The organism is Cupriavidus sp. 05T41, from assembly GCF_056396525.1.
On the sequence record NZ_JBFTLQ010000031.1, the window covers coordinates 38,449 to 52,566 of the forward strand.

Annotated in this window: 15 protein-coding genes and 1 tRNA gene; 10 read left to right on the plus strand and 6 right to left on the minus strand. The window is 66.8% G+C overall.

Features of this window, described 5'->3' with window-relative positions; genetic code table 11:
* Window positions 1-13: 13 nt before the first annotated feature.
* Window positions 14-628, plus strand: coding sequence for an RdgB/HAM1 family non-canonical purine NTP pyrophosphatase (rdgB, locus tag AC1DKV_RS19450; RefSeq protein WP_441612436.1), 615 nt, complete (start codon window positions 14-16; stop codon window positions 626-628).
* Window positions 625-1,863, plus strand: a complete 1,239-nt coding sequence (gene hemW / locus AC1DKV_RS19455; protein WP_441612437.1) for a radical SAM family heme chaperone HemW — start codon at window positions 625-627, stop codon at window positions 1,861-1,863. Before rdgB ends, hemW begins: the two co-directional genes overlap by 4 nt.
* Window positions 1,864-1,935: 72 nt before the next feature.
* Here hemW and AC1DKV_RS19460 read toward each other — a convergent pair whose 3' ends face one another.
* On the minus strand, window positions 1,936-2,478 hold the full coding sequence (locus tag AC1DKV_RS19460; protein ID WP_441612438.1) for an outer membrane lipoprotein: 543 nt from the start codon (window positions 2,476-2,478) through the stop codon (window positions 1,936-1,938).
* Between the two features lie 231 nt (window positions 2,479-2,709).
* Here AC1DKV_RS19460 and AC1DKV_RS19465 point away from each other — a divergent pair.
* The 5 genes from AC1DKV_RS19465 to AC1DKV_RS19485 all read left to right on the plus strand — a co-directional run bounded on the left by AC1DKV_RS19465 (window position 2,710) and on the right by AC1DKV_RS19485 (window position 5,342).
* Window positions 2,710-2,799: transfer RNA gene (locus tag AC1DKV_RS19465), tRNA-Ser, on the plus strand.
* A gap of 400 nt (window positions 2,800-3,199) precedes the next feature.
* Window positions 3,200-3,331: a hypothetical protein gene (locus AC1DKV_RS19470; protein ID WP_441612439.1), complete on the plus strand. Its 132-nt coding sequence runs from the start codon at window positions 3,200-3,202 to the stop codon at window positions 3,329-3,331.
* The gene (locus AC1DKV_RS19475) at window positions 3,328-3,846 is read left to right on the plus strand and encodes an RNA polymerase sigma factor (protein ID WP_441612440.1); all 519 of its coding nucleotides are present in this window, start codon (window positions 3,328-3,330) and stop codon (window positions 3,844-3,846) included. The genes AC1DKV_RS19470 and AC1DKV_RS19475 overlap by 4 nt, the downstream gene beginning before the upstream one ends.
* The gene (locus AC1DKV_RS19480; RefSeq protein ID WP_441612441.1) at window positions 3,843-4,613 is read left to right on the plus strand and encodes an anti-sigma factor family protein; all 771 of its coding nucleotides are present in this window, start codon (window positions 3,843-3,845) and stop codon (window positions 4,611-4,613) included. Before AC1DKV_RS19475 ends, AC1DKV_RS19480 begins: the two co-directional genes overlap by 4 nt.
* Before the next feature lie 267 nt (window positions 4,614-4,880).
* Window positions 4,881-5,342 carry a hypothetical protein gene (locus AC1DKV_RS19485; protein WP_441612442.1) on the plus strand — a complete coding sequence of 154 codons (462 nt, stop codon included), beginning with the start codon at window positions 4,881-4,883 and terminating at the stop codon, window positions 5,340-5,342.
* Window positions 5,343-5,362: 20 nt separating this feature from the next.
* Here AC1DKV_RS19485 and AC1DKV_RS19490 read toward each other — a convergent pair whose 3' ends face one another.
* From AC1DKV_RS19490 to gudD, 3 genes are all read right to left on the minus strand, one after another.
* The gene (locus tag AC1DKV_RS19490; RefSeq protein WP_441612443.1) at window positions 5,363-5,740 is read right to left on the minus strand and encodes a hypothetical protein; all 378 of its coding nucleotides are present in this window, start codon (window positions 5,738-5,740) and stop codon (window positions 5,363-5,365) included.
* Between the two features lie 136 nt (window positions 5,741-5,876).
* Window positions 5,877-6,884, minus strand: a complete 1,008-nt coding sequence (locus AC1DKV_RS19495) for a Bug family tripartite tricarboxylate transporter substrate binding protein (protein WP_441612444.1) — start codon at window positions 6,882-6,884, stop codon at window positions 5,877-5,879.
* 105 nt (window positions 6,885-6,989) lie between these two features.
* Window positions 6,990-8,378 carry a glucarate dehydratase gene (gudD, locus tag AC1DKV_RS19500; protein ID WP_441612446.1) on the minus strand — a complete coding sequence of 463 codons (1,389 nt, stop codon included), beginning with the start codon at window positions 8,376-8,378 and terminating at the stop codon, window positions 6,990-6,992.
* 233 nt (window positions 8,379-8,611) lie between these two features.
* Between gudD and AC1DKV_RS19505 the strand changes: the two genes are divergently transcribed.
* Window positions 8,612-9,358, plus strand: coding sequence for a FadR/GntR family transcriptional regulator (locus tag AC1DKV_RS19505; RefSeq protein WP_441612447.1), 747 nt, complete (start codon window positions 8,612-8,614; stop codon window positions 9,356-9,358).
* A gap of 161 nt (window positions 9,359-9,519) precedes the next feature.
* The gene (locus tag AC1DKV_RS19510) at window positions 9,520-11,097 is read left to right on the plus strand and encodes an aldehyde dehydrogenase (NADP(+)) (protein WP_441612448.1); all 1,578 of its coding nucleotides are present in this window, start codon (window positions 9,520-9,522) and stop codon (window positions 11,095-11,097) included.
* Window positions 11,098-11,369: 272 nt separating this feature from the next.
* On the opposite strand, the gene AC1DKV_RS19515 is transcribed toward AC1DKV_RS19510, so the two are convergent.
* Window positions 11,370-11,897: a hypothetical protein gene (locus AC1DKV_RS19515; RefSeq protein ID WP_441612449.1), complete on the minus strand. Its 528-nt coding sequence runs from the start codon at window positions 11,895-11,897 to the stop codon at window positions 11,370-11,372.
* Between the two features lie 12 nt (window positions 11,898-11,909).
* Window positions 11,910-13,160 carry a DUF2092 domain-containing protein gene (locus AC1DKV_RS19520; RefSeq protein WP_441612450.1) on the minus strand — a complete coding sequence of 417 codons (1,251 nt, stop codon included), beginning with the start codon at window positions 13,158-13,160 and terminating at the stop codon, window positions 11,910-11,912.
* 226 nt (window positions 13,161-13,386) lie between these two features.
* Between AC1DKV_RS19520 and AC1DKV_RS19525 the strand changes: the two genes are divergently transcribed.
* Window positions 13,387-14,082 carry a hypothetical protein gene (locus AC1DKV_RS19525; RefSeq protein WP_441612451.1) on the plus strand — a complete coding sequence of 232 codons (696 nt, stop codon included), beginning with the start codon at window positions 13,387-13,389 and terminating at the stop codon, window positions 14,080-14,082.
* Window positions 14,083-14,118 lie beyond the last annotated feature (36 nt).

The window sequence follows — 14,118 nt, forward strand, 5'->3', positions numbered from 1 at the left end:
TACGGTGAACGCAATGCAACGCCTGGTCCTCGCCTCCAACAACCCCGGCAAGCTCGGCGAGTTCGGCGCCCTGCTGGCGCCGCTGGGCTATGACGTGGTGCCGCAAGGCCAGCTTGGCATCCCCGAAGCCGAAGAGCCTTTCGCCACGTTCGTCGAGAACGCGCTCGCCAAGGCGCGCCACGCCAGCCGCCTGGCCAGCCTGCCGGCGCTGGCCGACGACTCCGGCATCTGCGTGGACGCACTGGACGGCGCGCCGGGCGTCTACTCTGCGCGCTACGCGCAACTGGTGGGCAAGGCAAAGTCCGATGCCGCCAACAACGCGCACCTGATCTCGCAGCTGGCCGGCAAGCTCAACCGCCATGCCTACTACTACTGCGTGCTGGTGCTGGTGCGCCACGCCGACGATCCGCGCCCGGTCATCGCCGAAGGCGTGTGGGCCGGCGAGGTGGTCGACGCACCGCGCGGCAATGCCGGCTTCGGCTACGACCCGCACTTCCTGCTGCCGCAGATCGGCAAGACCGCGGCCGAGCTGAGCCCCGAGGAGAAAAACGCCGTCAGCCACCGCGCGCTGGCGCTCAAGGTGCTGACCGAACGCTTGCGCGCCTCGGGCCAGCACGGCCAGCCATGATCCCGATCATTCCCGTGGGCGCGGCGAGCGCGCCGGCGGACACCAAGTCGCTGTGGCTGCAGCCCGGCCAGCTCTCGCTGCCGGCGTCGCCGCCGCTCTCGCTCTACGTGCATATCCCGTGGTGCGTGCGCAAGTGCCCGTACTGCGACTTCAACTCCCATGCCGTGCCCGGCGCGGACGGCAGCCACGATATCCCGGAAGACGCCTATCTCGATGCGCTGCGGGCGGACCTGGAACAATCGCTGCCGCTGGTATGGGGCCGCCAGGTCCATACCGTGTTCATCGGCGGCGGCACGCCGAGCCTGCTGTCGGCCGCCGGCATGGACCGCCTGCTGTCCGACATCCGCGCGCTGCTGCCGCTCGATGCCGACGCCGAGATCACGATGGAGGCCAATCCCGGCACCTTCGAGGCCGAGCGCTTCGCCAGCTACCGCGCCAGCGGCATCAACCGCCTGTCGATCGGCATCCAGAGCTTCAACGACCGCCACCTCGCCGCGCTCGGGCGCATCCACGGCGGCGACGAGGCGCGTGCCGCCATCGGCATCGCGCTGGCCAACTTCGATAACGTCAACCTGGACCTGATGTACGCGCTGCCGGGGCAGACCCTGGCGGAATGCGTGCAGGACCTGGAAACCGCGCTCTCGTTCGGCACCACGCACCTGTCGCTGTACCACCTGACGCTCGAGCCGAACACCTTGTTCGCCAAGTTCCCGCCCGCGCTGCCGGACGACGACAGCGCCTACGAGATGCAGGACCTGATCGAGGCGCGCACCGCGCAGGCCGGCTACCGGCACTACGAGACCTCGGCCTATGCCAGGCCCCATCGCGAAGCGCGCCACAACCTGAACTACTGGCGCTTCGGCGACTACCTCGGCATCGGCGCCGGCGCGCACGGCAAGCTCTCGTTCCCGCACCGCGTGCTGCGCCAGATGCGCCACAAGCATCCGGCCACCTACATGGCGCAGGCCATGGCCGGCAACGCAGTGCAGGAAAGCCACGACGTCGCCGCGGCGGATCTCCCCTTCGAGTTCATGCTCAACGCGCTGCGCCTGACCGACGGCGTGCCGGCCAGCACCTTCTTCGACCACACCGGCCTGCCGCTGCATACCATCAGCCGCGACCTGGCCGCCGCCGAGAAAAAGGGCCTGCTCGAAGCCGATCTGGCCACCATCAGGCCCACCGAGCTGGGGCGCCGCTTCCTCAACGACCTGCAGGAGATGTTCCTGAAGGGCTGAGCCCCGGCAGCGCCCCTGCAAGCAAAACGGCCACCCTCGCGGGTGGCCGATTGCATCGTGCGGCACCTTCGATCAATAGGGCATTGCCATGTCGTTGGCAACCTGGGCGCGGGCGCCGATGCGCAGATTGCTCACATTGCGCTGCGTGACCGTGGCCATGCGGCCATCGTCGAGACGCACGTTGACGCGATAGACGGTCTCGGTGCCGCTGCTGGCACGCTTCTCGACCTGGTTGCCTGCCACGCCACCCACGACCGCGCCGCCGATGGTGGCGACGGTATTGCCGGTGCCGCCGCCGATCTGGTGTCCCAGCAAGCCGCCGGCAACGCCGCCGATCACGGTGCCCAGCAGGCCCGAACTGCTTTGCTGCGTGGTGACCGGCTCGATCGACTCGACCCGGCCGTACAGCACCGATCCGGGTGGCGCCTGGTAGGTGGTGGCGCCCGGAGTCTGGTAGGCGGGCTGCTGCTGCGGCGGAGGCGGCGGGGCGTTGTTGTAGCCGCCGCCATACCCACCGTTATAGCCACCGCTGTAGCCGCCGCCCGGTGCCGCGCATCCGGCCAGACCCGCCACGGCGACCGCTGCCGCCACACCCACCAGAATTTTGCCCTTCATCAAATATCCTCCTCGATTGACCGCAATGTTGACCGCAATGGCTTGCATTGCCGAAAGCCGGGGAACGCGGCCCTGTCGCCATGCGCCCCCCCACGCATCATAGGAGCCCGGCACCACTTCGAAGGTTCCGCCCTGTCCGACAGACACCGACAAGACCACATCAGGCAATCCTGCCCAAGAGCACGCGACCAGGCGCAGCTCCCTTGCTATAATGCGCGCTCTTTCCTTCCCGGAAGCGTGGCCGAGTGGTTTAAGGCAGCAGTCTTGAAAACTGCCGATGGGGTGACCCATCCGTGAGTTCGAATCTCACCGCTTCCGCCAGTTTCCCTGTCACACGGCGGCCTGCGGGTTGCGTCATTGCGCTCCCGCCTTGGCAAGCGGCACGCGCGCCGGCCACGAGCGCTGGTCGCCCCCGGCGGCATGCGTGCCGACCTTCCCCCCTTGATGCCCGCAAGCCCGTGCACGGCGCTTGAACACTGAACGGCCCTGCGCGTCTCGATCGCGTGATCGCTTGATGACCGCATCAACGCCCTGCGCCTCCTGCCCGAGCGGCGGGAATAAATCCCGGTCGCGGCTCGTTTACCGTATTGGGCAGGCCGAACGGAACCCGGTGTGAGGACAGACGCGATGTCGAGGAGATCGATCGACACTGCGGCCGGTCGCCGGAGTCCTGCCTCATGCATCAGCCTGGCAATCCAGGGCAGGACACGAGGAGATCGAATTGGAAGTGCTTCGCCTGATTCCGGCCGTGCTGCCCGCCGCCATGGCGCCGGCGCCATATTTCACCGGCGGCTCGCCCGCCCCTTGCTACAGCGGCAGCCGACCGGGCAGCCTGGCCGGCTGGCTGCGGTGAGCCTGGAGCAAGATCTGGCGGCCTGGCTACCGCAACTGCGGCGCTATGCGCGCGCGCTGACGGGCGACGCCGCCTGGGCGGACGACCTCGTGCAGGACACCGTTGAGCGCGCACTCGGCTGGGCCTCGCTGCGCGCCCACAAGAATACGCGCGCCTGGCTGTTGACCGTGCTGCGCCACCTCTATATCGACCAGTTGCGCAAGCGGCATGAGTTCACCGTCGATGACGGCGACCCGCTCTGGGAGCGGCTGGAATCGCCGGACCAGCAGATCGAGGGATTGCTGTTGCGCGATGTGCAGCGCGCGCTGTACCGGCTGCCTCCGGACCAGCGCGAGGTGCTGTTGCTGGTGGCGCTGGAGCAACTGAGCTACCGGGAGGCCGCCGCGATCCTGCAGGTGCCCGTGGGTACCGTGATGTCGAGACTGTCGCGCGCGCGCGAGCACCTGCGCGCCCTTCTCCAGGATGGCGCCGGCCAGCGCCCCACCCAACTCAAAGCCGTGAGGAGCACGTCATGACCGACGATCGCGATCCTGCCACGCCGCCGGAGCCGGACCTCGAACGTCTGTCGGCCCTGGTAGACGGTGAGTTGTCGCCACGGGCACAAGCCGAAGCCCTGGCCGGGCTGGCGCATGACGAGCAGGCCACCGCGCGGGTGGCCGACTACCGGCGCCAGTGCGCCGCGCTCAAGGCGCTGTTTCCGCCGCAGCACGATGCGCGCTACCTGGTGGTGCGCGCGCGGCCGAACTGGTGGTGGCGTGGCGCAGCGGCGCTGGGGTGCCTGGTCGTCGGCCTGGCGCTCGGCACGGGCGCCGCCCGCTTGCCGGGTGCCGCGGCCGACCCCGCTGCCTTTGCCCGCCATGCCGACCTGGCCTATGCGGTCTTTGCCGTCGAGCAACGCCACCCGGTCGAGGTGCCCGCATCCGACCAGGCTCATCTCGTGGCATGGCTGTCGCGCCGGCTGTCGCGCACGCTGACCATCCCGGTGCTGGACGACTTCGGCTACAAGCTGATGGGTGGCCGGCTGCTGCCCGGCGCAACCGGCCCCGCGGCGCAGTTGATGTACGAGAACCCGGCGGGAGAGCGGCTGACCCTGTACATCGCCTCTGCCTCCTCCACGCATCCCTCGGTCAGCGTGTTGCGCGAGAATGAAAGGCGCACCTTCTACTGGGCCACCGGCGGCGCGGGCTATGCCGTTTCGGGACAAAGCACCGAGCCGCGCCTGCGGGAGATTGCACTGGACGTGTGCGGCAGCCTGGGCGGCGCCCCCGAGGAATGGCGTTGAGCGGTGGCCGATAAATCCCGTGCTCCGGGGGAATAAAGCCGGCACCTGATCCGTTTACATCGTGTGCAGGACCGTTCCGCGATGGACACGGAAACGGGACCCGCAGGCAAACCGATGTGCCTTCAGATAAGACCGGATTCCATACGGACATGCCGGAACGGGGCGCTGCGATCACAGACCGCTTTCACCGCTCTCGCCCCTCCCCCGGAAAACCAGCGCCGTAGGCCGTATCGTGACGTCGGGAGTTCTCGCTCGGGATGAACAACCATGGGCAAGCATTTCGCAGCCGCGGCGGCGGCACTGGCCGCCCTCGGCTTTGGCCTGCCGGCGGCAGGCCAGGACATATCAGGCCCACCCTGCGAGGAGATGTCGGGACAGGCCGTGATCAACGGCGTCCTGCAGCAAGTCCAGGGCCTGGCCTGCCTGCAACCCGATGGCAGCTGGCAGATGGTCGACACCGGCGACGCGGGCGTGATTACCTACGCCGCGCCCTACTATGACCCGTGGTATTGGGCACCATATGGCGTGGCGTTTGGCGGCGTGATCTTCATCGATCGCTTCCATCATGCCCACCATGTCGCACACGCGTTCTTCCGTGCGCCCGGGATGCGCGTCGGCGGTGGCTTCCGTGGCGGATTTCATGGCGGCGGGTTCCATGGGGGCGGTGGTGGCTTCCACGGCGGCTTCCATGGCGGCGGCGGAGGCGGCGGAGGCGGCGGCCATCACTGATGCGCATGCCATGGTGAACGTCACTCTCCGGCCGGCATCGTCAGCAGGCGGTACGCCTGCTCCTCGGAGATCTTCAGGCGGTAGTGACGAGACAGCATGCGGGCGAACTGGCGCGCCGCGGATGGCTCGCAGTGCCTGAGCTGTTCGCGGTAGGCCTCCAGTTCGAAACGCAGGCGCCAGCGCGGGCTGAGCAGGTAGAGCACGCCCATCAGGCCACCGGAGCGCCAGAATTGGCGCACATGGACCTTCTCGTGCTCGATCAGCGCATGGCTCGCGCCGGGCCGCAGCAAGATCAGCGGGCCGGGCGCGAATCCGTCGAAGCGGCGCGGCACCAGCCAGCGGGTCTCGATCAGCAGACACGGCGGCGACTTGCAGAGGCGGATCCTGGGGCGGTGCATGCCAACAAGCGTAACAGGCTTTGCTGCCAGCCTGCGCGACAGGCAACGCCCGCGTCCGCCCAATAAAAAAGCCCTGCCGTGAAGCAGGGCCAAGGAGCGTGAAACCGGTGCGCCCCGCCATCGGCGTGGCGTGGATTTATTCGCTGGTGATCTTCCCGGCTTCGATCACGGTCTTCCAGCGCTGCAGTTCCTGTTTCTCGAACTGGTCGAACTGCTCGGGCGTATTGGCGACGACCTCGAAACCGCTTTCGGCCAGCTTCTGCCGCATCTGCGGTTCGGCCAGCGCGCTGACCAGCGCGGCGTGCAGCTTGCCCTTGACGTCCTTGGGCAGCCCGCGCGGCGCGGCCACGCCCTGCCACGAGTAGACGTCCACTTCCTTCACGCCGCCTTCTGCCATGGTCGGCACATTGGGTAGCACCGCCGAGCGCTTGTCGCCGGTCACGGCCAGCGCCTTGAGCTTGCCGCTGCGGATATGCTGCAGCACCGCGTTGACGTTCTGGAACGAGGCGTCCACCTGCCCCGCCAACAGGTCGGAGATCGCGGGCGCGCCGCCCTTGTACGGCACGTGCAGTCCGTCGGTGCCGGATTTCTGCCAGAACAGCGCCGCGGTCAGGTGGTCCGACGAACCCGCGCCGGAGGTGGCGAAGGCGACCTTGCCCGGGTTCTTCTTCATGTACGCAACCAGTTCCTGCAGGTTCTTGGCCGGGAAATCAGGCTTGGTCACCAGCACGTTGGGCGCGCGCACGGCCACCGTCAGCAGGTCGAAATCCTTGGCCGGATCGTAGGGCAGGTTCTTCTGCAGGAAGGGGTTCACGGCGTACACGCCGATCGACGCCACCATCAGCGTGTAACCGTCGGCGGGCGCGCGCTTGACCATGGTCGCGCCGATGGCACCGGTCGCGCCCGGGCGGTTGTCCACCACAAATGGCTGGCCGAGCTTCTCGTTGAGCGGCACCGCCAGCATGCGCGCAATGGTGTCGGTGGAGCCGCCGGCCGGGAACGGCACCACCACCGATACGGCTTTGGTCGGCCACGTCTGCGCAGCGGCGGCGGTCATGCTGCCGGCTGCCGCCAGGGCGGCGATCAGCGCCCCGGCAAGCTTGAACAGCCTGCGCCGCGCGGCGGGTTGCTGGAACTTGGTCATCGTTGTCTCCTGGTTTCTTGTTGGATTTCTTGATGTCGCGAGCTTTCGACTTCTGATTGATACCGCTTTTTTATTGTTGGCGTTCCAGGCGGGAGGACGGCACCCCTACCGGACCATGCACGGCGCCTTGTTGTTGAACTTCCAGCCCGGGATCAGGAACTGCATGGCGACAGCGTCGTCGCGCGCGCCCAGCCCCATGCTCTTGTAGCGTTCGTGCGCCAGCGCCAGCTGCTCCACGTCGAGTTCCACGCCCAGGCCCGGCGCCGTGGGCACGGCCACCTTGCCATTCTCGATCTTGAGCGGCGCCTTGGTCAGGCGCTCGCCGTCCTGCCAGATCCAGTGCGTGTCGATGGCGGTGACGCGGCCCGGCGCGGCGGCGGCCACGTGCGTGAACATGGCCAGCGAGATATCGAAATGGTTGTTGGAATGCGAGCCCCACGTGAGACCCCACTCGGCACACATCTGCGCCACGCGCACCGAACCCTGCATGGTCCAGAAATGCGGGTCGGCCAGCGGAATGTCCACCGATTGCAGGCGCACCGCATGGCCCATCTGGCGCCAGTCGGTGGCGATCATGTTGGTGGCGGTGGGCAGGCCCGTGGCGGTGCGGAACTCGGCCATGATCTCGCGGCCCGAATAGCCGTCCTCGGCGCCGCAGGGGTCTTCCGCATAGGCCAGCACGCCATGCTTGTCGCGGCACAGCCGCACCGCCTCGGCCAGCGACCACGCGCCGTTGGGGTCGAGCGTGATGCGCGCCTTGGGGAAGCGCTCGGCCAGCGCGAGGATCGCTTCCATTTCTTCGTCGCCGCGCAGCACGCCACCCTTGAGCTTGAAGTCGTTGAAGCCGTAGCGCTCGAACGCGGCTTCGGCCAGCCGGACCACGCCCTTGGCGTCCATCGCCGCTTCATTGCGCAGGCGGAACCATGCGTTGTCCGCATCGGGCTCGCCGCGGTAGCCGAGCGTGGTGCGGTTACGGTCGCCGACGTAGAACAGGTAGCCCAGCATCTCCACCGCATCGCGCTGCTGCCCTTCGCCCAGCAGCGCGGCCACGGGCACGCCGAGGTGCTTGCCGAGCAGGTCGAGCAGCGCCGCTTCGAGCGCGGTCACCGCATGGATGGTGATGCGCAGGTCGAAGGTCTGCAGACCGCGGCCGCCGGCGTCGCGGCTGGCGAAGGCGCTGCGCACGCGGTTGAGCACCGCCTGGTGGTTGCCGATCGACTGGCCCACCAGCAGTTCGCGCGCATCTTCCAGCGTCTGGCGGATGGCTTCCCCGCCCGGCACCTCGCCCACGCCGATGTTGCCGGCACTGTCCTTGAGGATGACGATATTGCGGGTGAAGAACGGACCATGCGCGCCGGACAGGTTCATCAGCATGCTGTCGTGGCCGGCCACTGGGACCACGCTCAGTTCGGTGACGACCGGCGTGCCGCCGGGCGCGGACGTCGAACGTGTCGCCGACGCATCGTGGCTTGCGGGATTGGGCGTTTGGGTCATGTCGGGTTCCGGCGGAAAGCGCGGCGGTCGACCAGGCGACGCTGCGCTTAGGGTTGTCTCGGGCTTGGCGGTGCCGGATCGTGCCGGCTTTCTCATGCTAGCGATTCCGGCAGATTGTGCGCCCAGCAAGGCTGGCCGCGCATGTTTGTTGCCGGATGGCTGTTATCGGTCGTCATATGACTTACGACGAAGTATAATGAGCGCATTGCGATCCGGTCAAGTCCCCGCCAACCATGTCAAACCCCATGCTTGCTTCCTCCACTCCGCTGCGGCGCCGCGGCCGTACGCTTGCCGAAGAGGCAGTGAGCAGCCTGAGCGAACGCATCCAGCAAGGCGCGCTCAAGCCGGGCGACAAACTCCCGACCGAGTCCGAGATCATGAGCGCGCTCGGCGTCAGCCGCACCGTGGTGCGCGAGGCGCTGTCGCGACTGCAGGCCAGCGGCCTGGTCGAGACGCGCCATGGCATCGGCACCTTCGTGCTGGCCCGCCCCGCCGAAAGCGCCTCGCCGTTCCGCATCGATCCCGCCACCATGGTCACCGCCATGGACGTGCTGGCCATGCTGGAATTCCGCGTCAGCCTGGAAGCCGAGGCGGCCAGCCTGGCAGCCTCGCGCCGCAGCGACGAGCAACTGGCTACCATGCGCCAGGCCCTGGACGAGCTCAAGCGCACCGCCACCGACGGCAAGGACTCCGTCGGCGCGGACTTCGAATTCCACCTGACCATCGCGCGCGCAACCGGCAACCGCTATTTCACCGACATCATGGGCCACCTGGGCACCATGGTGATCCCGCGCAGCCGCCTGCACGTGAGCGCGCAAGAGCGCGAGCAATATCTCGAGCGCGTCAACATCGAGCACGAGAATATCTACGACGCCATCGAACGGCGCGATCCCGAAGGCGCCAAGGCGGCGATGCGCATGCACCTCACCAACAGCCGCGAACGGCTGCGCAAGGCGTCGGCCGCGCTCGACGCCGGCTGATCCGCGCCCCGCACCCGCCTGGCGCGGGTTCTCCCGCTTGCAGGCAAGGTCTCTGATGTTGTAGGATGTCTTATAACGAAGCGCAGCGAATGCGACTGTGCCCGGCCCGTCACCCGCCCGCTGCCCGGGCGCCTTAATTGACCGCAGTTGAAGGAACCCTCATGACCATCACCGGCGAAATGCTGATCGGCGCCAGCGCCGTACGCGGCACCGCGAAGATCCTCCATGCCACCAACCCGGCTACGGGCGAAACGCTCGCACCGGAATTCCACGGCGGCGACGCGGCCGATGCCGAGCGCGCCTGCGCGCTGGCAGAAGCGGCCTTCGATACCTACCGCAACACCTCGCCCGAGGCCCGCGCCAGGTTCCTGGAGTCCATCGCCACGGGCCTGGAAGCGCTGGGCGATACGCTGATCGAGCGCGCCCATGCCGAAAGCGCGCTGCCGATCGCGCGCCTGCAGGGCGAACGTGCCCGCACCGCCAACCAGCTGCGCCTGTTCGCGAGCGTGCTGCGCGACGGCCGCTGGCAATCGGCCACGCTCGACTCCGCCCTGCCCGAGCGCACGCCGCCCCGGCCTGACCTGCGCCTGCAGAAGATCGCCGTGGGCCCGGTCGCGGTATTCGGCGCCAGCAACTTCCCGCTGGCGTTCTCGGTGGCCGGCGGCGACACCGCCTCGGCGCTGGCGGCCGGCTGCCCGGTCATCGTCAAGGCACACTCGGGCCACCTCGGCACCTCCGAACTGGTCGGGCGCGTGATCCAGAAGGCGGTGGCCGATGCCGGCCTGCCGGAGGGCGTGTTCTCGCTGCTGGTGGGCTCCGGCTTCACCATGGGCACCGCCCTGGTGGCCAATCCGTCGATCCAGGCGGTCGGCTTTACCGGCTCGCGCAGCGGTGGCCTGGCCCTGGTGCAGACCGCGAACAACCGGCCGCAGCCGATCCCGGTCTACGCCGAGATGAGCAGCATCAACCCGGTGTTCCTGCTGCCCGCGGCGCTGAACGCACGCGCGGCCGAGATCGCGCGCAACCTGGTGGATTCGCTGGTGATGGGCGTGGGGCAGTTCTGCACCAACCCGGGCCTGCTGCTGGCAGTGGACAGCCCGGCGCTGGACGTGCTGCGCCAGGGCACGGTCGCGGCACTGGCGGAAAAAGCTGCCGCCACCATGCTGACGCCCGGCATCTGCCAGGCCTACGACAACGGCGTGGCGCAACTGAGCGATATCGAAGGGCTGCGCCGCATCGGCAGCGGCCTGGCGCCCACCGGCCCCAACCAGGCGCGTCCCGCGCTGTTCGAAACCACGGCGGAACGCTTCCTTGGCGACCACCGCATGGAAGCCGAAGTCTTCGGCCCCTCGTCGGTACTGGTGGTCTGCCGCAACCACGAGGAAATGCTCGCCGTGGCGCGCCGCCTGGAAGGCCAGCTCACCGCCACGGTGCAAGCCGATGCCGGCGACCGCGCCGAGGCCGCCAGCCTGCTGACCGTGCTCGAACGCAAGGTCGGCCGCGTGCTGTTCAACGGCTATCCGACCGGCGTGGAAGTCTCGTACGCGATGGTGCACGGCGGTCCGTTCCCGGCCACCTCGGACACCCGCGCGACCTCGGTGGGCGCGTCCGCCATCGACCGCTTCCTGCGTCCGGTGTGCTACCAGAACGTGCCTGTCGAGCTGCTGCCGCCGGCGCTGCAGGATGGCAATCCGCTGGGCGCATGGCGACTCACTGACGGCCAGCTGGGCCGCGACTAAGCGCGCGCCGCGTCTCGCACCGCCATGAAAATGGGCCGGAATTTCCGGCCCATTTTCTTTCGGCAAGACCGGGAGACGTCACGCGAACCGGGACTGGCCATTCCAGCCGAGGCCTTGAAACGCGCCGGCCGCGTCATCGCCCGAATTCGGCAACGCTGCTGCCAGATGCGTGGCACGCACAGCAACGCTAAGTATCTACGTGTCCCGCAGCGGATCGCCGGCCAAGAAGCAGCCGGCCACCTGGGCCGGCGGGATGCGAACACCCGGGATGCTCAGTAAGGTGGACTGATCACGACGTACTGCCCACCCTGCGGCTGGTACCACGTATTGCCGCACTGCTGGTAGACCATGCCACCGTAGTTGACGGGCACGCACCCTGGCGGGACGGTGCGCACCATGGAGCCCACGACTGCGGCAGTCACCGCAACCGTGGCCGTGACCGCGGCCGCCGTCGCGACCGGGTGATAGTCATTGTCCCAGCCGCCGTGGCAACAACCACCGCCCTCGACGTTCACGTTGACGTTCTTGCTGGCGTTGACGTTGACGTTCCTGTTGACGTTGTTGACGTTGTTGACGCTTGTACTGCGGACATCGTTGGTACGCGCGTCCGCGCTCCTGTTGTCGATCTGCCTGCCCCCGCCTCCAGCGGCGGCTGCAGCGCCGCCGCCGCCACGAGCGCCGCCGCCGCCACCGCCGCCACCGCCGCCCACGCGCGCCTCAGCCACAGGGGCCCAGCCATAGGTCGCCAGAACGAGAACGCTCAGGAGCACCAGGAACAACTTGCCGAATGCTTGTCTCATGGCGGCTCTCCTTTACTGGTTCTTCACGGGAACGAACTCGGCCAATCTGGCACCCTTCGGCGGCGTGAAGGTGAAGGTCGACTCCTTGAACTTTGGATTCAGCCTCCAATCGAGCAGGGTGACCGATTGCGGACGCGCGTCGTCGGCGCGATTGGTGATCACCAGCTTGCGCGGCAGAGGCTTGGTCCCGTTGGCAATCCAGATCTGCCAGTCGATCGCGCCCTGGCGGAAGGCGTAATGATCACAGAGCTCGCCGTCGACAAAGTCCTGGCCGGCATTCATCGCCGACTCCATATTGTCGAGCGGCGCGGCGGGGGTGCCCCACAGGAACAGGTCCGCGATCGGTAGTTCGATGCCGAATCGTTCCTTCAGGCGGCGCACCAGCCCGGCGAGGTTGTCGGCGAATTCCGCCTTTGAATAGGATTTCTGCGCCGGTGTATAGAGTGTCACCGTCTTGCCGTCGTAGATGAGGTCGCGTTGGGAACGGGCGCTATGCATGCGGGTGCGCAGCTTGTTCGGACGATCCACTTCGAGGTCTGCCGTCGCCGTGTGCTGGAGCTTCTGGCCGTCGGCCAGCACCCGCTCGCCGGTCAGCTCGATCGATACCTCGAAGCGCTTGAGCGACTGGAGATAGGTGCCCATGTCCTTGAGCGCCTGGATGGCTGCCGGATTGACTGCCTTGGCATCAGGCTGGGCCGTACCTGCCGGCGGAGCCGGGGCAGCCGGCGCGGCCGCGGATGCCGGGGCAGCCGGTGGAGCCGATGGTGTCGGGGCGAGCGTGCTGCATGCCCCGAGCGACATCGCCAGCAGGCTCGACGCCAGTATTCGTACCATGGTGATCTCCCAGAGTTGTGAAGGCCCGCCTGGAGCAATACGAATTGCGCAGTCGCCATGCCTATGCTTGCAGAGCCGCCGGAGAATTGGAATTAACTCTTGTAAGTACGTGATCTCAATTTTTTCAAGCGCGCAACGGCTTGCGCAGAGAGCAAGCCGGATCTGCGGGGCCTGAGCCGGGAACAACACGTCATCGGCCACCGGGGAGGCGAGCAGGGCACAACGCCATCGCGCGGTCGTAGCGGCCGGCCGGCAACAAGGCTGTGCATCGTCGGCGCGGCAAGCGGCGTGCCAGGTGCGACCTGCACGGCGAACCCACTGTGCCAAGGTGCCGGTCGACGTGATCCAGCGCCCCCGGACCGGATCGATCCCCTCGCAAGGCGACGTATCAGGCCCGACCGACGCACGGGGCGAGTTGACGACATGCACGCCTCGCACATCTCAAGTGAATACGATCGCCTTGCACTACTTCCTTCATCGCATAAATTACCTCTGCCTCGCGAGAGGTATTGAAATTTTTCACATCGAAATCACCGTAAGGCGAAGCGAACGAAGAAAGCCTTGTCTTGCGTCATTCATGAAAAAACATTGCCGGTATCGATGGAATTAAATTTCCATGGATCGATGCTGCCCGCGAATAACAGGAGGAGCAAAAATGGCTGTTCTGGATACCATCCGAAACGCGTTGAAGCCGGATGACACGAAGGCGCGCGAGCAACTCGAGATCTTGAAGAAGGCGGCAATGGGGGAGCTCGATAAATACCGCTCCGAGCTGATACAAAAGATGCGCAATCCGGACGCATTCCGGGAGGAGATCGTTCCGTACAAGATGTTCGAGCATATCGAGCAATATCGGGTCAGCGTCACTGACAAGGCCGCCGACGAAATTTCTTCAGTCGTCGATTCCTTTTTCTCGGGCGGCGAGAAAAACGTGAAGGACGGGTTCTCCACGCTGATCAAGTTCGCCTTCAACGCCATTCTTGGAAGCACATCGATCGGTGAATCGTCCACCAAGAATTGGTATATCGCCCTGGAGCGCGGCGCACTGATCCGTGTCGATGTGATGGCGTGGCGCTATAACTTCTCGGGCGATGGACTGATTGCCGAAGTCAAGAATGCATTTTGCTTTACGGCAACCAAGTCCTTCGTGGATGCGGAGGAACTCAAGGCGCAGGAACTCATTTATTTCGTTGCCAAGAGCCTGAAGCTGGAATCCGTGGAAGAGATCGTGAAGAACCCGACCCTGGAGCAATACGTCAGGCTGCTGAAGGACGGCTACAAGCGGGCGCCCGTTCACGATGCCATCGATAACTACGCAAGGCTGGCGGGACGCCCGGTCATGCTGAGATAGCAGCCGGCCGGCGTGGATGGCGCTATCGGGGCGAGT